Raw genomic sequence first — 21,875 nt, forward strand, 5'->3', positions numbered from 1 at the left:
AACCACTGATGAACCATTATTTAACACGTATTTTATTAGGCGCCTCCCTCTGTGTGCCGCATACGCTACAAGCAAATCCAGCCTCAACGGATTATGTGAATCAACGCATTAGCGAGGCGGTAAACACCTTAACGAGTACGCTAAAGAGTGAAATTAATCGATTAGCCACTCAAATTACAAGCCAACACATCCCCACTCATGCACTCGGTGAGCGCTATCAAGGTGGTGTGATTTTCTTTGTCGATGACAGCGGTTTGCATGGGCTTATTGCCGCTCTTAGTGACGCAAACAAGGGCGAGGGCATTCAATGGCAAAATGGCGTGAGTGGTGAAAAAATTGTCAATGCACGCGCCAATGGCATTGGGGCTGGCGAAAGCAATACCCGCCTGATTATTAGCCAGCAAACAGTGGACGATCAAGATGGAAATTTTGCAGCCTTAGCTGCCTTGAATTATTCCGTACTGGCCGATGGAACCACGCCCTGTCCTTACTCGGTGACCCCCTCAATGATGTGTTATGGCGGGTGGTATTTACCTTCTCTTTATGAGTTGGACCTCATGCGACGCAACCTCACCTCAAAATACCAATTAGCCTCGCTGCCCTATTGGAGCTCTACCGAATCGAGTGTCACCGAAAGTTGGGCTGAAGAGGTGGTGGGAACTCCTTTGTTGATGGACAAGTCGACAGGGATTGCGCACGTCAGAGCCATACGTTCTTTTTAATTATTAACCAGAAACCCAATGAGGTTAGGAGCCAATGATGAGTCGAATTTTGTTACTGATTATGAGTATTTTTGCATCCTGTTCCACCTATGCAGAAGATGCAGGGGAATGGTGGTTGCTCTCACGTCTTCGCGGCATAGACAAAGAAATTGAGGGATTAAAAACCCAAATCGCCAATATTCCCCAAGGAAAACAAGGGGAGCGGGGAGTACCAGGTGCACCAGGGGTACGCGGTGAGCGAGGAGAAAAAGGAGAGCCAGGAATACAAGGAGTACAAGGTGTTCCAGGGGCGCGCGGCGAGAAAGGCGAACCTGGTGAGTACACTGCGGGCGATGGCATCTCCATTGAGGGGAATGTGATTAAAGTGCTTCATAAAACCCATCAAATAGGGGAGATGTATCGCGGGGGCATTATTTTTTGGCTGGATGAAACCGGAGAGCATGGACTTATTGCATCCAAGCAGGACATTAATCACGGCCAGGGCATGCAGTGGCGAAATGGTGCCAGCGGCAATAAGGTAACGAATGCGCGTGCGGATGGAATTGGGGCAGGAGAGGGCAATACCAACATTATTATTGCTCAGCAAACAATTGACCATCAATCAGGTAATTTTGCAGCGCTCATGGCGGTGAAATATCGTGTTCAAGCAGATGGAGAAACATCCTGCACCACACCCTCGGCGTTGAACGTCACCTGCTATGGCGGCTGGTATCTCCCATCCATTCAAGAATTAGCCTTACTGAGAACCAACTTAAGCCAACAAGGCTTTGCTCATTTTGCCCCCGATTTTTATTGGAGCTCGACTGAAGAGAGTGCGTCCACGGCTTGGATGCAAAATTTTTCTACGGGCGAGCAAGTGGCTTCAAAAAAAGACAGTACGCAAGGCCAGGTGCGTGCAGTGAGTCGCTTTTAATTCATTAATCAAGTAAGGAATGTACCATGAATTTTATTATAAAAAGCAGTGTGGTGACGCTATTGGGTGTACTGTCAATGACTCAAGTGCAAGCGAAAATAAATAATGCGCCAGAGCCTTATACGCCCTGGCATATCAACGCAAGCATGGGCTTGCAATCCACCTTAGATGCCGAGGCCCATCATGGGGAATCCGCCATGGGTCGTCTGTCTTTTGAATACACGCCCATTCAATACCTCGGTCTGGAGCTTGGAATACAATCTGGAAATGCCATGCGCTTTGCCGTTGACAAAGAAACGATTGACACGCTAGGTGGCGTGGGAATTGAGGGGCGCATCAAACCGATGATTGATGTGTTGTTGACCGTCAAATCACCCAACATCAGCAGCGCCGTTCCTTTATACGCCACGGCTAAAGCAGGCGTTGCTTATCGTCAATTGCAACTGGATAGAGAGTCCATTAACGATGTGTCACAAACCAAGCCTGAGTTTCAAGCTGGAATTGGCTATCGGGCCAATTCCCATTTAGAGATTACGCTGACCTACCAATACCTCTGTGGAGGCAATCCTAAAATCCGCGCGAATCCACTTACAGAAAGCGGGCATATTTCCAATATTCCCATTCAACGCGCACTCCTTTTAGGCCTAACCTACACCCTGGGGTAATGATGAGCATGAGCAGACACGGTAAGGGAATGATTCTTCTTTTGGCGGTGCTGGGGTGTATGGAGTTCATGAGTGCACTCGCATTGCATGCATTGGATTTAAAGCTTATCCCCTATCCTTGGCATTGGATGGTTTTATTAAAAAAAGGGTTTTACTCTGAGGTAGTCTTCGGTGCTCTGGTGGTTATGCCCTTACTGGGAGTGGGGCTTGGGTATGTGAGCAAAGGATTTTATCGTTATCTGAGTTTGATTGGCATCGGGGGTATTTTATTCGCCATGTTCAGCGGGCTTTTAGGGTTATTATTCTTTGAGCTGGGCTGGGGGTATGAGTTGGAACTTACACGACTTATTCCTGAGTTATGGGCGTTAAAAAATAATCCCAATGACTTAAAACACCTGCTTTGGGCACAAGGAGCATCGTTTTTACTGTTGATGTGCTTAGGGAGTGTTTGGGCCTTTGAACGCTGGCGTCCCGCGCGTAGAGCCCTGGGAAATGCTCATTTTGCCAGTGGCTTTGAGATTAAAAAGGAAGGTTTTTTAGATAAGAGGGATGAGAGCATCATTATTGGTAAAACCTTAGGTGCACCTTTGTATTCGAATGGCTTTGAACATGTTTTAGCCTTTGCCCCTACAGGAAGTGGTAAGACGAGCTCAATCGCCATGCCGAATCTATTTCATTACCCCTATTCGATGGTGTGTAATGATTTAAAGCTGTCCTTATTTAAAACCACATCAGGCTATCGCGAACAGGTCTTAGGTCATAAATGCTATTGTTGGTCACTAACCAATGCGGAGGGATTTACTCATCGGTATAACCCCATGTCGTTTATTTCAAGCGATAAACTGTTGCGCATTACCGACATTCAACGCACCGCCCACATCCTGATTCCTGATAATTCTAAAGAAGCCGGTATTTGGGCTAAAGAATCGCGAAAATTATTCAAAGCATTGGCTCTGTATTTACTGGATACGCCTGAGCGTCCTACGTCCTTAGGGGAAATGAACCGCCTGGTGAAACAAGAGCAATTTGATACCTGGCTCAATCAATTGCTTACGGAAACCGAGTGCTATGATCCTGAGTTTTATCGTAATGGCTTCTCCTACATTAATGCCCATGAGGAAACGCGCACCAGCATTTTGATTTCGTTTTCAGGTTATCTGGAGCTTTTTGATGATCCGATTGTAGATGCCGCCACCAGTGCCAGTGATTTTGATATTCGCACCTTACGCAGCGAAAAAACAACGATTTATATTGGCTATACCGATGAGGACATGGAGCGTCTTGCACCCATCCTCACCTTGTTTTGGCAGCAAGTGATTTCTGCAATGATTAAAGAGGTCCCCGATCCGATTAAAGAACCCTATCCTTTATTGTGTCTCATTGATGAATTCTCATCGCTAGGCCGTATTGAGCGCCTACGTCGCTCCTTAAAACTACTACGTGAATACCGCGTGCGTTGTGTGTTGATGTTTCAATACATCTCACAGACCTATGAGCGTTATTCCCATGATGAGGCCAAAGCGTTTACGAACATTAAGACTAAAATTGCCTATGGCTGTGATGACATTTCCGATGCGGAGTACATCAGCAAAATGCTGGGAACGCGCACTCAAAAAGTGATATCGCGCTCTATTTCGAATCAAGCCAATGGCGGGGTTAATGACAGCAAAAATATAAGCTATCAGGCCATTCCATTAATGCGACCCGATGAAGTGATGCGTCTGAAACAAAGCCAGTCGCTCATTATGCGTTCAGGCACATCCCCCATCAATGCATCACAATTCATTTGGTATAAAGAACCGTCCATGAACAATTTACCCCGTACCCCAACCGTTGTTCCCCAACAAATCATTCAACAAACCCCGTTTAAACGGACTGCATTCAAAACCCTACCTCAAGCCAGCACCACCATGAACGACGAATCGGAGTTTGAGGAATGCGACGAACTGGAATGGATTGATAATGAATAGGATAGAACCCATGCAGATAATGAACACGTTAAATGAAGTCCTGGAGTGGAAACCGCAGCCTAAGTCACGAATTTCTCAGCTTTTATCAACACTGCGTTTTTATTTTTGGTTGTATGTGCTTATCCGAAAAAAATCCCACCAAAAACGCGTGAAACAGGCAATGCGCGTATTTCAGACTCTTCAACGACCTGAGTTCAAACAGGCCCCCGGTAAGCTTTTTTCCTACATAAGAACCCTCGACCCTTTTGTCTTTGAGGAATTATTGCTGCTTGCGTTTAAATCTAGGGGACTTAAAGTAATCCACAATAAACGCTACACCGGAGATGGGGGAATCGATGGCATGGTAGTGCTGCCTTCAACGCATCGAATTGCAATCCTAGCAAAACGCTATCAACAGCACATTAAGGTACAGCATCTTCATGATTTTTCACGCGCCATCCAAGCATTCGGGTGTCATGGAGGCTATTTCATCCATTGCGGCAAAAGCGGGCCTGCAGCCTATCAACAGCTCCCCAAGGGAATTAGCTTAATTAGCGGGAACAATCTGCATCGTTTATTGACCAATTTTTAATGGTGTTTGAGCTCATTGGTGCCTCTACAATTCGTGGCAGATTCTTAATCCTACCAAGACATATACAGTCCACGTCGTGGGATCTTGGTTCAAGGCAACGTAGCAAAAAACGAGATTGATGATCTTGACAAGATAATCAGGATTCCTTAGGATCCACAAGACCTGGTTGATATATATCCATTATGGGCTTTTTAACCACAATATCTGTCTTCAGAAATAATAAAATACTGAATCGTTAATACCGAGCACTCCAATGGAATGAGTGTTTCCAAAATATTCTAAGGCTAACCAACTTAGTTTCTTAGAAATTTCAATTTAAATAGCATTACAGCCAAGAAAAAAGCCTAGGAGAGTAAAATGGGTTGGAAAGGTACGATGCGTTCAATAAACGCCAACATTAATCGACGTGAAAAACTTGCAGAGAAACAGCAGAGATATCAACAGAAGCAAGCCGCTCGGATAGCCGCTTATAATGTAGTAACACAGCAAGAAACTCTGTTGGAAATGCTTGTTTCTCTTCATGAATCTTGTAATGCCAATATGAACTGGGACGATATTAGGAACGAAACGACTCCTCTTGAACCATTAATAGTGACTAGCCGAGCGGATATAATTCAAAGAAAATTAGACTTTTTTAAACCCAGTTTTATTGATAAATGCCTTAAGCTAACTGCATGGAAAAAGAAGCGAATGGACAAGAAACTGTATCGCGCAAAAGAGGAGGATAGAAAGGAATACGAAGTTCTTTTCAATGACTACCAGAATAAGAAAAACACATGGAATAACCGTCAAGAATTAGCAAAACGGCTTGGAAATAGTGATAGAAAGGTTTACATTGATATTATAAAAGAGTACGGTGATTTCGTCGACATTCCACTTGGAGAAGATCTGCAATTCATGGTGAATGATAAGAATGAACTTGCATTTGATCTTAAGATTTTCTCAAAGGAAGAGATTATTCCTGATGAAGAATACAGTCTGCGGCAATCAGGGACTTTGTCTTCAAAGAAGATGGCAAAAATAAAGGGTTTTGATATTTATCAAGATCATGTTTGCAGCTGTCTCCTCAGGGTTTCGCGAGAGGTTTTTGGTCTTCTTCCGATCTCCACGCTACAGGCAAATGCACTATTAAATGCTCTTAATCCTCAGACAGGTCACCTAGAAGACCAAGTTATCATTTCCGCAGAGATCAGAAGAGAAACTCTGGAAACGCTCAATTTTATAGGAATTGATCCATCAGATTCGTTCAAAAACTTTATTCACAATATGATATTTACTAAGTCAAAAGGGTTTAATGCGGTTGAAAGACTATCCACCGTTTTCGAAGGATATAAGAACAAGAACCTTTCGATGATAATTCCTAAATTTGAAGCCTCTTTTCCGTCCGAAGATATCATGAATAAAGAGCAAAGAGCTGCTTATTTATGTATAGCAAAGTCTTTGAGTAAAGGAGATTTTGTAGATGTTCGGGGGAATATTAGTTATGTATTTGTCTATATTTATAAACTCATTAATCAATACGATAAATTGGGTTTTGACAGTCTCCATGAACATTTGACTTATCTAGCAGAACTCTATGCAGAAGAAGTAAAACTATCTGAATATTGCAGACTTTGGGCAAACGATTGCTTGTTAGGGTTGGATAGATTTGAAGAGTATTTAGATAAGACGGAACCAAAAACACCTTTTGGTACATCTACGCATCATTCAAACTTAAGACTAAATATTCAAAGTAAGCTTAAATTAAAACTGTCCTCCATAGATGTTTTATTAATGGTGGGAGGAAGAAAATCAAAGTTTATAGTAGAGAATCAGGCGCTATACAAAGACTGTTTATTAAATGTTTTAGACACATATGCAGAATCAAGAGGAGGATGGCTTGCTATTATAAAACAAAAATTGCCTGAACAAGAGAAATATCCACACTTTCTATTTAGTGGAGCACCAATCTGCGGAATGCCGAAGTTATCATTTGATATCATCGCATTTTACTCAGTTTTCGAGTTGACTGACGTTCTAAAAAATCTGGCAAAAGATGCAGAAAATAAAGCTAGAGATATTATCGGTGTTCCTAAAATAGGTGAAGGTTGGATCGCTGAAACACAGCTATTTAGAATACTTGAGGCTGAATTCCCTCAAACGAACGTATTGCAACACGGATCTCCCCAATGGTTAGGTAGGCAGCATTTTGATATTTGGTTCCCTGATTGGAAAATTGCAGTAGAATACCATGGGGTTCAGCACTTTCAACCGGTCGATTTCTTTGGAGGCGATGCTGCATTTGAGAAAAACGTAGAGCGAGATCAAAGAAAATTAAATCTAGCACGTCGGCATGGGGTAACACTTTTTGTGGTAACTGTCGAAGATGATATATCCACTCTTATAAAGAAGATAAGAAAAATATCAGCCAATAGGAAAATAATAGCACCTTTATAAAAAATTTAAAAAAGGGAGACTGTTCTTTAAATGTGTCACTTTATTTTTTATCGAAGCGCCCAATGTGCATGGACTGATTCCATTTTTCCCATACTTTGTGAAACTGCCTATAAATAACGGAAAAATCGATGATCTTTAGTCCTTGGCCCTATTTAGTGTGCCGCCCTACTCGAACAAATTAGTTTGTTGCCTGTTGAGAGTAAAAATTTACTTCAAGGGCGTTGGTCCAGTCGCAGCAGCCTAAGGCTGGTTTTAGCATCCCAGGATTTTCAGTGAATTCGACATTGTTGCATGGAAAAAACTGAGTGCTTAAGTGCAGACAAGCAGTTCCTTTCCTAACCTACCAATACATCATTTAATCCCTCGGGGATGTTTTTGTAGGTTTTGAGTTCGGTGCTTAATATCATGAGCCAGTTGAGGTAATTCCTTTTGTAAGGTGGCAATTAAGTGTTTATCTTTCGCCAGTTCCTTGGCTAAGGTATTGAGCTGCTTCTCCATTTGCTCTCGAGCAAACCCCGTTACTTTGAGACGTGCTTTCGAATCCTGTTCGTACTGCTTTAACATAGGATGCTCTTTAGTCAATTGATTTAATCGTTCTTGTGGTGTTTGAACTGCTTCAACCACCGCCGGTTTAAGGCTAACGAGTTTTTCGAAGCTCATTTTTAAACGCGACTTCTCAAGTGATTCATGATTAATTTGGGTCATTCGAGCCTCTTGGTTTGTTAAATAAAGTTCTGCTCCTGCCTCAATAAAGCGAGCACAGGAATGAGCAATCCGAATTTGTTGATCGCGATCGCAACGTTCACTCACAACGGCTACTTTGGTCGGATGAATCTTTTGTTCGCTCAAATAATGCTGGAGCTGCCCATGCTCCTCGAACTTACTGAGCACCACGGTTGCCTGAGGATTTCTTTGCACCGCTAATTTAGCGTTCAATAAGCTCTCTGCAATAATAAGCATCTCGCCTGTGCCGCGTTGTGCCATATAAAATCCAGGAGCATCTTTCTTAGTTCCTTCGCTTAAAATCTTTTTGCCATCAGCGGATAGCGCATACACTGTTTCACCACACAATAAGCCGGCACTGTTGGTGCGTGGGGCAAGCAGGGCGGGAACTTTTTGCCCCTTGTAGGCGATGGAATCCACAAAGCGGACATCGCTTAAATCAAGGGATGTGTCCGTCGTTTTAAAGAAGTTCTCCCCAAGCGTGCCGGCACAAGGACTTGCTTTTTCATAGAGGAATTGCGTCTTTGCCAGTTGCTCCTTAAATTCCACCCTAAACGCCTCTTGACCGCGTACCACCACCAGGTCATTCCAATCTGTTTTTTGCTTTTCAGGCAATGCATTGGGGTACACGAGACGAACATCAATGCCTGCTGCGCGCAAGGTAGCGCATGCCTTTTCAGTCGTGATGCGGGATAACGCGTGTTCCCCATCATTATCTGCGGCAAGATAAACGCGTGTTGGGTTGTGGCTTTGAATCACCTCAACCATATTGGCAATATTACTGACGCTAAATGAAACCAGCACGGTGGCATCCCTATCAAAACGTGCAATCGTCGCACCCGTCTCAGGGCCTTCCGCGATGTACAAAATGCCGTTCGTACCGGTTTGAATAACGCCAGGAGCTCCTTTATTACTGCCCTTAGTGAGTTTGGCATCCTTTAAAAAAGTATTCTTTCCAGCGGTTTTTTCATCTAAATAAATACGTTGAACGCATTCAACCTCACCCTGCGCATTACGCCCAGCAATCAGTGCTGCGGGGAGTTTATTAACCCGCGTAACGGGTGCGCCTTGCTCATCAAAATCAACCCACGCAGCCCCTTTTGGCCAATAGCGAATCTCCATTCCGTTAATATCGTCGATTTTTCGGTGTTCCACAAAGTAACGTTCAGCAATACTGCCGGAAGCTTCATGCGCCCCGTTCCAAATACTTTGAGCGGATGCAAGCCCTTTATTGACTTTAGGCTCAGCGACGGGCTTCGGTTCTTGGCGCACTGGGAGGATTTTATCGTGTGCTATTTTCGCCTCAAAATCCGAAAGTCCAGCAAGGGATGCGCCATAAGCCAGTGCTTCGGGAAACGACAGATTAAGGTATTTTTGCATCGCACTGATTGGTCCACCACCCACCTCTTCAGTAAACGAATACCATTTGCCCGCATCACTGCCTTTGGTTGCGACCACAATGGCTCCATCAAAACGCAGGTGATTGGTCTTGTGATGTTTAGGCTGCCCGAGAATAGCCGTGTAGGTATCAATAGGATTATTCATTAACGCCTGGGTAATGCGCTCAATATCCCATAGAGCAGGACGTTGTTTTGCAACAACGGGTTTATCGGTATTCTGGGAGACTTCGTTTAGGTGGCGTGCCTGCTCAAACCGTTTCGCTTCTTTAGTTAGGGTTTCAAATGAAAGATTGTGAGCAAAAACCAGGTGGTAGCCTGCTTTATTCGTTAAAATTGTGGATGCCAGTGATTCTCTAATTTCTTGAGGTGCTGCTAAATAGCGCATAATCAACGTATGAGCCTCATGTTGACCCGCTTCACGCTGTAATTTACTCACCTCTAAATTAATCCCGGTGGTTTTTTTAGTGAGCCATTCTTGATTGGAACAAGCGGACAGCACGGCATGTGCTGCAGCATTACGTTGATTCATCAATTGTTTTGCTTGCCGTTCGAGCCCATGGGTATCAATGTTGAGCTGCTTGAGCGCTTTGACCTGGCCCCAAACAAGCCCCGCTTCTCTTTTTTTCTCTTGATAGTCCAACGCCAGGCGAATCAGTGATTTAATCTCCTGCTCTGGGGCCTCTTTGATTCGTTTAAGGTAACTGAAATGAGCGGCATACTCTTTAACTTCTTGGTATAGACCAAAAACGGCAAGACCTGCCTGGAATTCTTTGATGTGTTCATTAATGTGATGTGCCATACGTAATTTAAGCGTCTCGCGTGTTTCGGCACGATATCGGTTTAAGTAATCAACACTTAATGCTTGGCGATACAACTTATTCGTATCTACTTTTTCCATGGACAGTGCGGCCACATGGCGGGGCAGGGCGCTCATCAATTCATGGGCTAATAAGGAGCGTTTCCAGCTTAAGCCCTGTGCGTGTTTAAACCCTTTGTTTTTATGAGGTGAGTCCTTTTGGCTTCGGGCGATTGCTTTTTGCCATTGGCCATACGCACTGCTTGCGGCTACTTTATATTGGCGAACTTTGCGAATACTGGATTTTAATGCAGGGCTTCCTTGAGCGATTGTCTTACGCTGCTCATACAACCAATTTTCAATATTAATGCTCTTCCAGCCCTCAGATAAGAATTCATCAACATAAATACCAAAGCGCTTGGGCTCACTTTTAATTCGATGTGCGGCTGTTTGTTTGATGAGATTGCCTTGGGTTTTCGAACTGGCTTCATATTCAGCAAACGTTTTCACATACTGTCGGTCACGATATTTGTCTGCATGCTTTTGAACACGCTCCGGCTGCAGAGCAAAATGGGCGATAATCTTCTCAAAATGTGGGTTTGCTGCCAGCTCATAGGCTAGCTTATCGCGTAAAACACCATCACGGTATAATTCGCTTTTCTCAAGAGCGGTTGCCGTAGCAAGGGCTTTAATCTGAGCGCCAATGGATTGATCCAGTGCTTTATAGCGAGTAACGGCATTGATTAAGGGGCGATGCCCAAGTCCCATTGAATCGAGCGCTTGAGTTCGTCGATAAATGTCTGCAGACAATTCCATCTCCAGCAACCAGGCGGTGCGTGCTTCCTTATCCGGCAGTTGCTGACACACATGCCCGTAGTAGGCTTTCAGTTGATGAGCGAGCTCAAAGGCTTTTTCTGGGGCAACGGTTTGAGCTTTTTGCTGCTGGTCTAACAACGAGGCAACTAATTGATGGCCTTGATGGAACTTAAAGGCCTTCGCCACATGCTCACGAGTTACCCGATTGCGCTCTAAAGCCATGGCGTAACGCTCAGGATGTTCTTCAATCTTGGCGGCAATAGCCCCGTTGCGCTGTTGTATGGCATAAACTAAACCTTGTGTGACGGTCTTATCCAGGTCATTCTGCGTCTTCATCTCATTAAGCAGAGCCGCTAACTCCTGACGGTTATCGCAAAATTCAGCAACAATCACCGCATCTCTTCGTCGCGATTCCAGCTCGCTCAGCGATAACTCATACGAAGATGTGCCTTGCTCCAGTGCAGTCTGGTAATTAAATAAATAACTGATGGGGCTAAAGACACGGCGCTTCATAGTTTGAAGTGCCAGGGCTGCTTTGGTAGCGACGAACTCCACATCAAAGCCACGACGTTCGGCAAAGGTCACAGGAAAATCAGTCAATACATCATTAAGCCCATGTCGGCTCACTGTTTCTTTCAGATGGGCTAAATCGTTAAACTGCTCCCCAGAGGCATGAATGGTCAATGACTGTTTATGACGGGTTGCTGCAACCAGAAACTTATGTCGGTCCCAACCCTGGCCGTCCACCAAGACATGACACTCCGTGGCTGTATGCCCTTGCAGTTTATGTACTGTCGAGGCATAAGCGTAGGTAAATTTACGGTACTCAGTGCAATCAAGGTTAACTTGAGCGCCACCATCCAATTGCACCGTTAATTGATTCGTCTCTGCAGAAAAGGACAACACGGTGGCAAAACTGCCATTTTTCACCCCAAATTTACTGTTGTTTTCAGTGAACACCAGTCGGTCGTGTACTGCAATAGGTATGGCTCCGGTTTCCGTGGTGACTAAAGTACCTTGTTCAAGGAGTCCATGCGCTACCAAGGTCGCACGTGCCATTCTATTTAACTCATTTACCGTCTCGTTCTTAAAGGCGGCCATGATAAATTCACTAAGCGGCAGTTTATTTTGAGAACGGTAATTCGTATACCATCGGTCTATAAGTTCTTGCTTTGCTTGTTCATCGGTCTGATGTAAATGCACACATCCATGGCGTTCATATAAATCAAAACCCAATGCGGTTTGATTGGTTTCGAAATAGGTGGTGGCTTGACGTTGCCACTCCACCTTTTGGCGGATAATCGTATCAAGGTAGACCGCCCCGAGTAGTTCCACCATCGCACGCTGAGGTGCGCCGCGACCAACAGGTTGTGTTTGCTCGATGTCACCTACCCCTGCAAATTTAGCCCCACGCTCACGTACAATATTAAGTACCGCACTCATATCATCCAGCGAAGTCATTCCCATCTCATCCATAATTAAAATGGTGTTTTCATCCACAGTAAGGGTGTTGTTTTGCACGGCGCGTATAAAACCATAAATCGTTTTTGAGTTAATTCCTGTTTCAATTTCTAAGCCAGAAGCCGCTTTGCCTGCGGTTGCCACACCCACCAAGTTATATCCGGACTGCTCCCAAATTTCCTTCGCCGCTTTGAGCATGTATGTCTTACCCGTTCCTGCATAACCACAGACAACAGCCACATTTCCTGAGCGGGTCAAATGATACAGTGCGCGTTGTTGAGCGGCGTTTAAACCATACTTGGCCCCCACAGTGCGTACCAGTCTTTTCGATACCTTGAAGGTCGAACGCAGAGACAACGCATGGGTTGTTTTAAGTAAATTATTTTCTAAATCAAAAGCACTTCGCCCAACATAATGCTCACGTCCATCCTCACCTAAACCCAGTGAAATGATGTGCTCATGCGAAATAATGTGTGTGTAAATTCGTTGAAATTCATCTTCAGAACGAACCTGTTCTAACACTTTTCGTTTCAAGGCTCGTTCATTAAAAATGCCATCTTCTGTTTGAATGCTTTGCAGTAAACGTTCAATAATGGGATCGGAGTATTCACCAATCGGTTCTTCGTTCGCATGAAGCTGTTCTAAAATCACATGGCGGTTAATTTCATGAACCACAGCGTCTGAATCAAATACGGTGTGTTCTTGTAGAATCTTGCACGACAAGATGGCTGGGTTATTTTGGATGGCTTGGGTATTTACTTCTTTAATTAACTCATTTTCCTGCAGCTTACGCAGAGCAATGCTTTGATCGGGAAAATGGCCGAACTTTCCAACCTTTACTGTAGGAATTAAATCGATACCACGCGCTTCATAACTTCGATGATCGATGCGCTCATTAATTCCCAACGCATGCATTGTATCATTCGCACACACAGCCCAAGCTTCACGAATTCGATTCACCTCGTGAGCCAATTCTGATTTGGAGCGACGTATTTTTTTGCTAAAACCTTCATCGGTTAACGCACGCATCGGCATCAACACATGAAAGTGATGATTGTTCTCATCCCAGTGAATGGCGACATCACAAAATACACCATGAATCGCTAAGTGATTCGTGACAAACTCATCAACCAATTCAATCGCTTGTTCTTTAGTTAAGGCATTAGGAAGGGCGTAATCCTCATGAAAATATATTTGAGAATCAACCCGCTTTTCAGCAAACTCAATTTGATTCCAGGCATATGTTGAAAATTGTTCACCCGTTAAATCAGCGTGTTTCTTGCCTTCACTATCAATGACCGAACTGTTGCGTAGGCTTAAGGCCCAAGTAGGGGCATCTACGGGTAGGAAGGTATTTTTGTACACCACAGCGGGTTTATCACTGAAGTCTTTCGTCTCACCGGTTCGATCGCACGTTCGTTTCTCACCACGAATATAGGCGGCCCCAAACACCGCATTTTTTCCAGCGCTTCGTTTACCTATTTCGCGATGATAGTGATAAATAGCCATGGTATTTTAGTAACCTGAGGGACTGGTGGTTTCACTCAATGTCTTTAAGTACTAATGTACCATAGCGCGCTCACATTGCATAGCAATGTATAAGTGCGCATAGGATGAATGAATGGTTCGCTTCGCTCATCGTTTTTTTATTGACAGTGAGGCGTTCGGGATTTAATATAAATTAAAAATAAAAGGGATAGTTACATGATGAATACTAAGTCCGCATCAGCAAACACGAAAAAACAAGCATTACTCGATCAACTCAGTAAAATTCAAGCAAGGCTGGACAACCTTGATAAACAGCGTGCTGAAAAAATTACGAAATTGGCAAAGAAATATAAATTGCTCGAATTAGATGAACAAATTATTGAAGCTGAATTTTCGTTAATTGAAGAAAAGCATCGTAGGCTTATTGAGAATAATCTCAATCATGACTCTGTTAAAAAAAACTAATCCGTCAAAAAAATAGGGTAGTGAATCGATTATCAATCAACCAAACAAAAGAGCGAAAGTATTATTCGCGAAGTAAATTTTTTAACGGGATGTATGCCGAGTACAGTGGGTTAGTGCTCACCTCAAAAGGGTACATGGATTCTTCGGTGTTCACGGAAATACTCGAAGAAATAAAAACGCTGCTGGATGACGAAGTAAGTAAAGAACATGCTCTATTTACTGTGGGCAAAACATTTCTTGAATCAAAAACAAGAAATGAAAGTCACCTGGTCAATATAAAAAAGATGCTCGGCGATGATTGGAATGCAGTACGATTTAGGAATTTAGTGAGATTAGGTGCTGATATAGAAAACTCCGGGTTAGGTTCGTTATCAAGAGCAACCCTAGTCGGTGCCTTTCTCTATCAAAAGGAAAAATTACTGGGAGGTTAAAATGGATTATGCACTTCAAGTGACTGATAAAGACATCAACGAGCTGCAGCGCCAGATTGATGAAAAGAAAAAAATTCAAGAGTACGAACGGCTCAAACAAGAACTACACGACATCTCATTCAAAGCCCAACATACCTTAACCGAATTTGACGATGGGATGAAACAAGTCGACACCGAACAGACACTGAAAACAAAACGTTCAAAACCCACATTCTCCGAATTAATAATTAACCGCATCATTAAAATGTGTAATGTCAGGCCTATAGTCGGAAATCTTATTGCTCTTGGATTATCATTTATTGGACTGGTATTTTTAACTAAATTTCTTACCGACCCCGAATTAAAATCATTAGGTGCGGGCCTCTCCTATTTCATTGAGTTTGCTGCAGCGGTTCAAATCTTGAAATCAGCAAGCAGAAGTATTGTACTGCCCTTAGTGGCTACTGCGAGCGGCGCTGTGATTTCACACCAACTTGGAAATCATCTTTTATTTAATCATCCTGCAGCATTTTTTCAGGCTATGATGATCGTAGGATTAGTTGGAATTGCAATTTCTGTTTTTTCAATTGATTAAAAAATGGTAACCTCTCGATAACACTAAATATATAAAAACAAGGATGACCGTGATAAAAAAGCTTTGTAGCACACCTTTTGTAATTGCGATTACTATAATTCTTTTAATAACCTATAATCAAACTGGAGCGGCAATAGCCAATCCACATAATGCTCTTGCCCCAGCTACTGAATACTTGAAAAGCTTGGTTCACGGCGCAATTTTCCCTACGATTTTTTTATATTGGACTGCTTCATTTTTAATTAATTGGTTTTAAGTAGTTTTGACCTCATTGGATTAATGTCGCAAAAACAAATCACCGGATATTTAAATAGGAACAGATAACACATGAATGAAACTCTAACTAGAGATACCTCTTTAGCCGATACTATTAGGAATGTGATTGTTCGGCACATCGAAGAATCAGGTAAAAACAACGTTATTGATTTACACCAAATGGTTCTGGAGCAAATCGAACCCCCATTGTTAAAAGCTACAATGGCGTACTACAAATACAATCAAAGCCGAGCGGCAATTGCATTGGGAATGAGTCGCGGAACATTCAGGAAATTACTGATTAAATATTTTGATGAACAATACTGTGGTCGCAAACTATAAAATGGCACGTTAGGAACGATGGAATAGAACCCCTTTTGGATAAACGTTCAAGTCAATAATTTGGGGCCCTGCCCCAAGCCCCGGGATATTTAAAGACGTGATTAGTGTTTTGATAAAGATAAGGGCAGCCTAAGCCACCCTTTATCACGTCACGGTCATCGGCGTCCCCGCCTGTACCGTTTTTCCATCATAACAAATCGTACTATTGAATTGGTATTATAAAATTAGCTTTTTATTCGCATGTCTCTAATAAGCGATCAAAATCGGGGAAAAGCATTGCTTCAACTTCATTTCCTAATTCTACATGGCGTTTTAAAGTGCTCTGCAAAATATCCTTAAGAGACTTAGACTCTTCATAAAACCGGTGATGCAGGTATTTGTGTCCTCGCTCAGTGGTAAGTTCCTGTTGTATTTGTGTGCCATATAGTTCAGTTTCAACATTAAAGTAGATTGCGAAGTTTATACGCAAGGGAACGAGATCCGTATAATCATATCCGTAACTCGCTAGTTTATGAATTTCAATGTAATTATGTGTCACTGATTTTTCATTAAGAAGTAGTTTTTGTTTCCAATCAAGAAGCTGTAAGGTTGATAAATCAATTGTATGATTCTTTGCTGTCTGAATTTCCTCTCTGGGATCTATAGCGCATTCCAAATAATTATTTTCAACTACATTCATTTTTGCTCTCCCTCAAACGAGTTACCTAAGTAACGAGTGATTATCAAGCCCTTTTCGGGGCTTACATTCCCTGAGACCCCAAAACTACCTTACTTATACAGTTTATTGCCCGTAACGCCTCGTCAAATTGATGCTGAACTGCTTCATTTTTATGATCGGGGTGATAAAAAATTTCTGGTTTTAATTGATCTTTTTTAAGGCGACCAAAGGCTCCCTCTTTAACCCCATTCATTAGTTCATTTCTAACCATGCGAGGAATGGTTCCTCGAACAACGCGAATCCCTTTTTCACGTATAAGCGCTACATTAGGACTGTATTTGTTTGTGTTATTTTCCATACGCACCTTCTCCACTTACAATGATAGTTGTTTATATGCAACTATCATAACATAAAAGCAATTGAAGTAAATATTTTTTTGCAACTTTAACTGTTTTAATGTATTTTTTATTGTTAATTAACAATTTATAAAAGGTTTGTTAAATGAAATCTGATAAAACCTATTGGGCTAAGGTGGTTACTAAAACCTTGAAAGTAGAACTAGCTAAACGTGGAATGGACTATCCGGCTCTAGTAAATAAATTACAAGAAATAAACGTCACTATTAGCGTAGAAGATTTACGTGGGCGTATGTCTCGTGGAACTTTTAGCGCAATCTTGTTTATGCAGTGCTTAAGAGCTATTGGGGTCACGAATTTATCCCTTGAAGAGAGTATTTTCACTATTTGAGAAAACTCTTTGGAAAGAACGTGGCTTTATATTAAATCAACGTGCATGAGTACTTTTATCCTAAAAAAATTACTTTCAACTCAAATAACGTTTGCCATATAGGACAATTTGTCCTATAATATTTATGAAATCCGGGCAAATTGCTCTGGGTAATTAGGCAAGGAAGTAAAATGCATCATTTGACTGTAGATGAAAGAAATACAATAAAACAGGCAATAGAAATACTTGATTCAAAGCTAAAAGCAAAAGATGTGCGTTTTAACAGTGCGGCTTCAGTGAGGCAGTATTTAAGATTTCAGTTGGAAGCATGTGAAAGAGAGCACATGACTGCGTTGTATCTCGATACACAATACCGACTTATTGAATATAAGAAAGTATTTTCAGGTGTAGTAAATAGTTGCTCTATTAGTGCCAGGGAATTTGTTAAAGATGCCCTCAACCTGAATGCTACCGCGATTATTTTAGCGCATAACCACCCGTCAGGTGATGCTCAGCCTAGTCAAGAAGACATCAAAGCAACTTTGAAAATAAGAGAAGCATTAGATTTATTTGATATCAGATTAGTCGACCACTTTATAGTAGGTCACAATCAAATACTCTCCTTAATGGAGCTTAATTTAATCTAAAGGAATATTATGGAACACTTTAATTCATACAATACTCAGGGCAATGTCCGCCCTGAGTGCTTACAAAAAGCAGAATTATGGGAAGCTCCCACTGGTGAAGAAATAAAGACTGTTCTTGGAATTGTGGGATGGTCAGGCGTTGAATTCTCTCGCAAAATCGATACTACGGATCGGACAATTAGACGCTGGCTAAGTGGAGATCAGCCAATCCCCTATGCTGTATGGTGTGTATTGTGTGTTGAAGCAAACTTAGGCCAAATTTGGAAGTAACAAACAGCGATTACTTATGACTAAAAAAAATAACAACCATATTAGTAATGCACACGATCAGTTCTTTCGTACTGCCATGATGGACAAACGTGTTGCTCGTGATTTTTTAATGTCCTGGTTGCCAGGTGAGATTTGCCAAAGTGTTGATTTTGAAAAACTGGAAATACAGCCACGATCGCATATTAATGATGTGCGCAAAGAATCAGCCGTTGATGTCCTATTTAAAACCGAGATCGAAGGCCATGAAGCCTACATCTATTTGCTCTTAGAGCATCAATCTACTCCAGATCAATTAATGCCTTTTAGAATGCTCAAATACATCTGCAATATTATTGATCATCATTTAAAAACACATGACACAAAAAATGATAAAAAAATCCCTTTAATTTATCCCTTGGTTATCTATCATGGAAAACGAAAATACCCATTTTCTACAAATCTAGGTGATTTAATTGATGCCCCTCAAGCCTTAGTAGAGAGGTACTTTTTAAAACCATTTCAACTCATTGATTTAGGACAAATTGATGATGAAATACTAAAACAGCATACCTGGGCAGGTGTCATGGAGTTTGCTTTAAAACATATCTTTGCACGTGATATTATGCCGTGGTTGAAAAAAATTACTGAATCCTTACATCAGCTTGACCAAGCAGGTGGGCGCGATTTCATTGCAATTGTGTTACAATATTTGTTAGAACGCGGTGAATTAAGTGACAAGGACGCTTTTTTTAAGTTAATTGACACTCAAATATCACATGAAGTTGGAGAAAAAATTATGAGCCTAGCGGAACAACTAAAAGCAGAAGGTAAAAATGAAGGCATACTCGAAATTGCAAAGAGGATGCTTGATGAAGGATCTGATCTTGTTTTTGTCGCTAAAGTAACAGGATTATCTCTTGATAAAATCAAAGCGTTACAAAAACATTAAAATTAGACTCCAATAAATATCCGATTATTTAAATAGAATAATCGGATATGTCAGTTGAGTTCTTTATCTTACCATTCTAGGAGCTGTTAAATGGGTTTGGTGAATAAATTATCAAAATTTGGAAAAGTGCGCTGAGCAAACTCCTCAATATTTGCATGAGAACTCATTAATAAATAAGAAACTTTGTATTTATTAGAACCATCCGACCTTGGAGGAAATGTAGTTATTACTTTAATTAATAACAAATAGAAGGCTTCTAGGGATTTTTGTATAATTTTTAACTCTGGATGTATTAAATCCCCATTATCAATTTCTAAAGGCGAATGTTCTCGATGAGCTAAAAATCTATCCCTATAATCCTTTACTTCATTATGAAATTTTGTATATTCTTCATTATTTAATTCAATACAATTGAGAAAGTAGTGCTTAGGGTATTAACCACATTCCTGTGTAAATGTAACATAAGCAAATTCACAATGCCCCATAAGGGATATAGAGGATCGCTTGGTTGATTTATACAAAAAACATTCCCTAAAAAGTAATGATTGAAAAATGCAATATAATCACTATACGCCTTTATTTTAGCGTGGTGGAAATTCAAACATTCCCTAAAAGGCCTAGTGGGGGTCCTGTGGAAGAACTGACAAAAAGTGGGATTTCAAGATTTGGCCAAACAATCCGCGTAATTTTATTGCAAATAATTAAAAATGTGCGCATTACTTAAGTAACTTTCCAAAAATGTTGTTTTAAATGTTTTTCCAGTTCCTCAACCATTGCTGCAATATTAATATCACCATTACTTTTTTTAAAACTGTACTTTCCGGTAAAGGCAATATGCGCCCAAGCAATAGGTGATATTCTAATAAACTCATCAATAATGTCTTGGCTAACCCCTTCTTTAAGCATTTTTTCATAAATAGTATTCAAAATAATACCGTTGTACCCCTAGTGTGTACGTAGACCCTGTTTTCGGACAACATTAGTTCCCTTTTGCATAATATAGTTGTCATTTTTACTCAAAAAACAGTTTTTATGATTTAAATTAATGCATGAGAGAGCTTCCTGGAATTAGGAATAACAAATCTGAGCTAATTAAAAACCCAAAGAAAATAAATTAAAACCATGATGGACGAATAACACCCCATAAAGTTGACTGCAAACGGGGGCTACGTACACACTAGGCCTTTAAGCCCCTCTTCCGAAGGGGCCGCATGCTTAGTCAATTGCACTTAAAATGGATTCCCGCTCTTTATGTTCTAGAGCAAAATCACGTAGGAAATAATATTTATCAATTAGGATCTCAGAGTTGTCATGAAATACGATTTGATTGAGTGAAAAAAGGCTTGTGATAATACCTAGAGCATCAGATGTGACCGTGCCTTCGTAGTGATTGCTTTCTACAAAAAGAGAAAAACGCTCATCAGAATTAGGCTTGATATAAAAACCACCGTTACTAAGATTCAAAAAATCCCAAGAACCGCCATTATATTCCAGACAGAATTTTTTTGTAAAATAATAGACTGCGTTTTCAAAGCGCAAAAAATGGTTTCCTATATGGCCAGGTAAAAAGTCTATGCGTTTATTTTCTTTAACTTGGATTGCAACAATTTTATTGTTCATGATAAAGCTCCATTTGTTTTCAATTGTCCCTTTGGACACGATCATTATGCTAATAAATCGTTTTTTTGTCAACATTTATTATCTTATTTGTAGATAATTAAAGTTGAATTAAGTATTTTATTCATTTATGATCCAATGTATCTAAATGAAGAGAACAACAGATGAAAAGCCTAAGTTTTAATGTAAAACGAAATTTATCAAAAAGCCCTAAAATCTATGTTCTATCAGTGGATAAGAGCATTACTTATGGATCATTTTCTGCAGATAACACCGAGGAGTTTTCAGGATGGTCCGCATTAAGCTCGGTTCAAAAATCGGAGCTCTTGCAGTACATGCAAAACATGCGGTGCATTAATGATCAATTTGGATTGGTGGGTTTAAATGAACAAACCGACTTTCGAATGAGATTGCCCAACAGTTTAATTGAGTGTATTACCGAAATTAATATTATGTCCACGGACAATCACATTGAAATGGACATTTATCAACCTATATTGCAATCAATTATCCATCAACTAAAAGTTACCTGCCAAAAACTTCCCGAGCATGATAAAGAAAAAGCCCTTGATTTACTGAATAAAATTGGGATTTCTGATAAAAATAAAATGGATTACTCCCCACAAATTAAAAAGATCTTTTCTGAACTTATTGATATCTATATGAAAACAGAAAAGTTACAGAAAAATGCTCGGGAGCTTTTTAACAAAGACAAATTATTATCCGCAAACTCTATTGATTCTATTTCCCAAGGTTTGATTCAACCTACAAAATGGATAACTGCCTGCGCTATTGAAATCCTTCTAAAAGAAAAAAATGAAGACATTAGAAGAATTTTAACCGATGATGATTTCTTCATGCTATGGGCCAAGCCATTGCTAGATAATGATTTTTCCAAAGACAAATTATTAAATAAAGCGCAGAAATATCACCTTGGAAAATCATTCTTGGAGTTATTTTCTAACAACAACTCATGGAATTGAATTATTTTAAAAAATTCA

Annotated in this window: 21 protein-coding genes; 16 read left to right on the plus strand and 5 right to left on the minus strand. The window is 41.0% G+C overall.

Annotated features, from left to right (window positions below; genetic code table 11):
* Positions 1 to 8 precede the first annotated feature (8 nt).
* From ACQY7T_RS12895 to ACQY7T_RS12920, 6 genes are all read left to right on the plus strand, one after another.
* Complete coding sequence (locus ACQY7T_RS12895) at positions 9 to 722, plus strand: lvrE (protein ID WP_428413928.1); 714 nt, start codon at positions 9 to 11, stop codon at positions 720 to 722.
* A gap of 34 nt (positions 723 to 756) precedes the next feature.
* A complete protein-coding gene (locus tag ACQY7T_RS12900; protein ID WP_428413929.1) occupies positions 757 to 1,635 on the plus strand; it encodes a DUF1566 domain-containing protein in 879 nt (292 codons plus the stop codon).
* A 26-nt stretch (positions 1,636 to 1,661) separates the two neighbouring features.
* Complete coding sequence (locus ACQY7T_RS12905) at positions 1,662 to 2,300, plus strand: hypothetical protein (protein WP_428413930.1); 639 nt, start codon at positions 1,662 to 1,664, stop codon at positions 2,298 to 2,300.
* An 8-nt stretch (positions 2,301 to 2,308) separates the two neighbouring features.
* Complete coding sequence (locus tag ACQY7T_RS12910; RefSeq protein ID WP_428413931.1) at positions 2,309 to 4,270, plus strand: type IV secretory system conjugative DNA transfer family protein; 1,962 nt, start codon at positions 2,309 to 2,311, stop codon at positions 4,268 to 4,270.
* Positions 4,263 to 4,841: a restriction endonuclease gene (locus ACQY7T_RS12915; protein ID WP_428413932.1), complete on the plus strand. Its 579-nt coding sequence runs from the start codon at positions 4,263 to 4,265 to the stop codon at positions 4,839 to 4,841. Before ACQY7T_RS12910 ends, ACQY7T_RS12915 begins: the two co-directional genes overlap by 8 nt.
* Positions 4,842 to 5,198: 357 nt before the next feature.
* A complete protein-coding gene (locus ACQY7T_RS12920) occupies positions 5,199 to 7,277 on the plus strand; it encodes a hypothetical protein (RefSeq protein ID WP_428413933.1) in 2,079 nt (692 codons plus the stop codon).
* Between the two features lie 351 nt (positions 7,278 to 7,628).
* Here ACQY7T_RS12920 and ACQY7T_RS12925 read toward each other — a convergent pair whose 3' ends face one another.
* Entirely contained in the window at positions 7,629 to 13,982 is a 6,354-nt protein-coding gene (locus tag ACQY7T_RS12925) for an AAA family ATPase (RefSeq protein WP_428413934.1), read from the minus strand.
* 195 nt (positions 13,983 to 14,177) lie between these two features.
* On the opposite strand from ACQY7T_RS12925, the gene ACQY7T_RS12930 reads away from it, so the two are divergent.
* The 5 genes from ACQY7T_RS12930 to ACQY7T_RS12950 all read left to right on the plus strand — a co-directional run bounded on the left by ACQY7T_RS12930 (position 14,178) and on the right by ACQY7T_RS12950 (position 16,028).
* Positions 14,178 to 14,426: a hypothetical protein gene (locus ACQY7T_RS12930; protein ID WP_428413935.1), complete on the plus strand. Its 249-nt coding sequence runs from the start codon at positions 14,178 to 14,180 to the stop codon at positions 14,424 to 14,426.
* Positions 14,427 to 14,572: 146 nt separating this feature from the next.
* Positions 14,573 to 14,857 carry a hypothetical protein gene (locus ACQY7T_RS12935; protein ID WP_428413936.1) on the plus strand — a complete coding sequence of 95 codons (285 nt, stop codon included), beginning with the start codon at positions 14,573 to 14,575 and terminating at the stop codon, positions 14,855 to 14,857.
* A gap of 1 nt (position 14,858) precedes the next feature.
* Positions 14,859 to 15,431 carry a hypothetical protein gene (locus tag ACQY7T_RS12940; protein WP_428413937.1) on the plus strand — a complete coding sequence of 191 codons (573 nt, stop codon included), beginning with the start codon at positions 14,859 to 14,861 and terminating at the stop codon, positions 15,429 to 15,431.
* 49 nt (positions 15,432 to 15,480) lie between these two features.
* Entirely contained in the window at positions 15,481 to 15,687 is a 207-nt protein-coding gene (locus ACQY7T_RS12945) for a hypothetical protein (RefSeq protein WP_428413938.1), read from the plus strand.
* A gap of 71 nt (positions 15,688 to 15,758) precedes the next feature.
* Positions 15,759 to 16,028, plus strand: a complete 270-nt coding sequence (locus tag ACQY7T_RS12950) for a helix-turn-helix domain-containing protein (protein ID WP_428413939.1) — start codon at positions 15,759 to 15,761, stop codon at positions 16,026 to 16,028.
* Between the two features lie 232 nt (positions 16,029 to 16,260).
* Here the strand turns inward: ACQY7T_RS12950 and ACQY7T_RS12955 are convergent, their stop codons facing one another.
* Together ACQY7T_RS12955 and ACQY7T_RS12960 are read right to left on the minus strand one after the other, a co-directional pair.
* Positions 16,261 to 16,707: a hypothetical protein gene (locus ACQY7T_RS12955; RefSeq protein WP_428413940.1), complete on the minus strand. Its 447-nt coding sequence runs from the start codon at positions 16,705 to 16,707 to the stop codon at positions 16,261 to 16,263.
* A 61-nt stretch (positions 16,708 to 16,768) separates the two neighbouring features.
* The gene (locus tag ACQY7T_RS12960) at positions 16,769 to 17,044 is read right to left on the minus strand and encodes a hypothetical protein (protein WP_428413941.1); all 276 of its coding nucleotides are present in this window, start codon (positions 17,042 to 17,044) and stop codon (positions 16,769 to 16,771) included.
* Positions 17,045 to 17,187: 143 nt separating this feature from the next.
* On the opposite strand from ACQY7T_RS12960, the gene ACQY7T_RS12965 reads away from it, so the two are divergent.
* The 4 genes from ACQY7T_RS12965 to ACQY7T_RS12980 all read left to right on the plus strand — a co-directional run bounded on the left by ACQY7T_RS12965 (position 17,188) and on the right by ACQY7T_RS12980 (position 19,257).
* A complete protein-coding gene (locus ACQY7T_RS12965) occupies positions 17,188 to 17,433 on the plus strand; it encodes a DUF6471 domain-containing protein (protein ID WP_428413942.1) in 246 nt (81 codons plus the stop codon).
* A gap of 170 nt (positions 17,434 to 17,603) precedes the next feature.
* On the plus strand, positions 17,604 to 18,059 hold the full coding sequence (locus tag ACQY7T_RS12970) for a JAB domain-containing protein (RefSeq protein WP_428413943.1): 456 nt from the start codon (positions 17,604 to 17,606) through the stop codon (positions 18,057 to 18,059).
* 9 nt (positions 18,060 to 18,068) lie between these two features.
* The gene (locus tag ACQY7T_RS12975; RefSeq protein WP_428413944.1) at positions 18,069 to 18,329 is read left to right on the plus strand and encodes a transcriptional regulator; all 261 of its coding nucleotides are present in this window, start codon (positions 18,069 to 18,071) and stop codon (positions 18,327 to 18,329) included.
* Positions 18,330 to 18,345: 16 nt separating this feature from the next.
* Complete coding sequence (locus ACQY7T_RS12980; protein ID WP_428413945.1) at positions 18,346 to 19,257, plus strand: Rpn family recombination-promoting nuclease/putative transposase; 912 nt, start codon at positions 18,346 to 18,348, stop codon at positions 19,255 to 19,257.
* Between the two features lie 720 nt (positions 19,258 to 19,977).
* Here ACQY7T_RS12980 and ACQY7T_RS12985 read toward each other — a convergent pair.
* On the minus strand, positions 19,978 to 20,184 hold the full coding sequence (locus ACQY7T_RS12985; RefSeq protein WP_428413946.1) for a hypothetical protein: 207 nt from the start codon (positions 20,182 to 20,184) through the stop codon (positions 19,978 to 19,980).
* Positions 20,185 to 20,472: 288 nt separating this feature from the next.
* Complete coding sequence (locus ACQY7T_RS12990; RefSeq protein ID WP_428413948.1) at positions 20,473 to 20,877, minus strand: antirestriction protein; 405 nt, start codon at positions 20,875 to 20,877, stop codon at positions 20,473 to 20,475.
* Positions 20,878 to 21,038: 161 nt separating this feature from the next.
* Here ACQY7T_RS12990 and ACQY7T_RS12995 point away from each other — a divergent pair, with 161 nt between their 5' ends.
* Complete coding sequence (locus tag ACQY7T_RS12995) at positions 21,039 to 21,857, plus strand: hypothetical protein (protein ID WP_428413949.1); 819 nt, start codon at positions 21,039 to 21,041, stop codon at positions 21,855 to 21,857.
* Positions 21,858 to 21,875: the final 18 nt, after the last annotated feature.

This window comes from Legionella sp. (genome assembly GCF_965140895.1).
Lineage (GTDB): Bacteria > Pseudomonadota > Gammaproteobacteria > Legionellales > Legionellaceae > Legionella.

Bases quoted from the DNA above. Each gene is read 5' to 3' on its own strand.
- ACQY7T_RS12900 (WP_428413929.1), top strand. From the start codon at position 757: ATGATGAGTCGAATTTTGTTACTGATTATGAGTATTTTTGCATCCTGT.
- ACQY7T_RS12990 (WP_428413948.1), bottom strand. From the start codon at position 20,877: ATGAACAATAAAATTGTTGCAATCCAAGTTAAAGAAAATAAACGCATA.
- ACQY7T_RS12910 (WP_428413931.1), top strand. From the start codon at position 2,309: ATGAGCAGACACGGTAAGGGAATGATTCTTCTTTTGGCGGTGCTGGGG.
- ACQY7T_RS12940 (WP_428413937.1), top strand. From the start codon at position 14,859: ATGGATTATGCACTTCAAGTGACTGATAAAGACATCAACGAGCTGCAG.
- ACQY7T_RS12980 (WP_428413945.1), top strand. From the start codon at position 18,346: ATGACTAAAAAAAATAACAACCATATTAGTAATGCACACGATCAGTTC.
- ACQY7T_RS12930 (WP_428413935.1), top strand. From the start codon at position 14,178: ATGATGAATACTAAGTCCGCATCAGCAAACACGAAAAAACAAGCATTA.
- ACQY7T_RS12995 (WP_428413949.1), top strand. From the start codon at position 21,039: ATGAAAAGCCTAAGTTTTAATGTAAAACGAAATTTATCAAAAAGCCCT.
- ACQY7T_RS12925 (WP_428413934.1), bottom strand. From the start codon at position 13,982: ATGGCTATTTATCACTATCATCGCGAAATAGGTAAACGAAGCGCTGGA.
- ACQY7T_RS12905 (WP_428413930.1), top strand. From the start codon at position 1,662: ATGAATTTTATTATAAAAAGCAGTGTGGTGACGCTATTGGGTGTACTG.
- ACQY7T_RS12920 (WP_428413933.1), top strand. From the start codon at position 5,199: ATGGGTTGGAAAGGTACGATGCGTTCAATAAACGCCAACATTAATCGA.
- ACQY7T_RS12915 (WP_428413932.1), top strand. From the start codon at position 4,263: ATGAATAGGATAGAACCCATGCAGATAATGAACACGTTAAATGAAGTC.
- ACQY7T_RS12960 (WP_428413941.1), bottom strand. From the start codon at position 17,044: ATGGAAAATAACACAAACAAATACAGTCCTAATGTAGCGCTTATACGT.
- ACQY7T_RS12975 (WP_428413944.1), top strand. From the start codon at position 18,069: ATGGAACACTTTAATTCATACAATACTCAGGGCAATGTCCGCCCTGAG.
- ACQY7T_RS12970 (WP_428413943.1), top strand. From the start codon at position 17,604: ATGCATCATTTGACTGTAGATGAAAGAAATACAATAAAACAGGCAATA.
- ACQY7T_RS12955 (WP_428413940.1), bottom strand. From the start codon at position 16,707: ATGAATGTAGTTGAAAATAATTATTTGGAATGCGCTATAGATCCCAGA.
- ACQY7T_RS12965 (WP_428413942.1), top strand. From the start codon at position 17,188: ATGAAATCTGATAAAACCTATTGGGCTAAGGTGGTTACTAAAACCTTG.
- ACQY7T_RS12895 (WP_428413928.1), top strand. From the start codon at position 9: ATGAACCATTATTTAACACGTATTTTATTAGGCGCCTCCCTCTGTGTG.
- ACQY7T_RS12950 (WP_428413939.1), top strand. From the start codon at position 15,759: ATGAATGAAACTCTAACTAGAGATACCTCTTTAGCCGATACTATTAGG.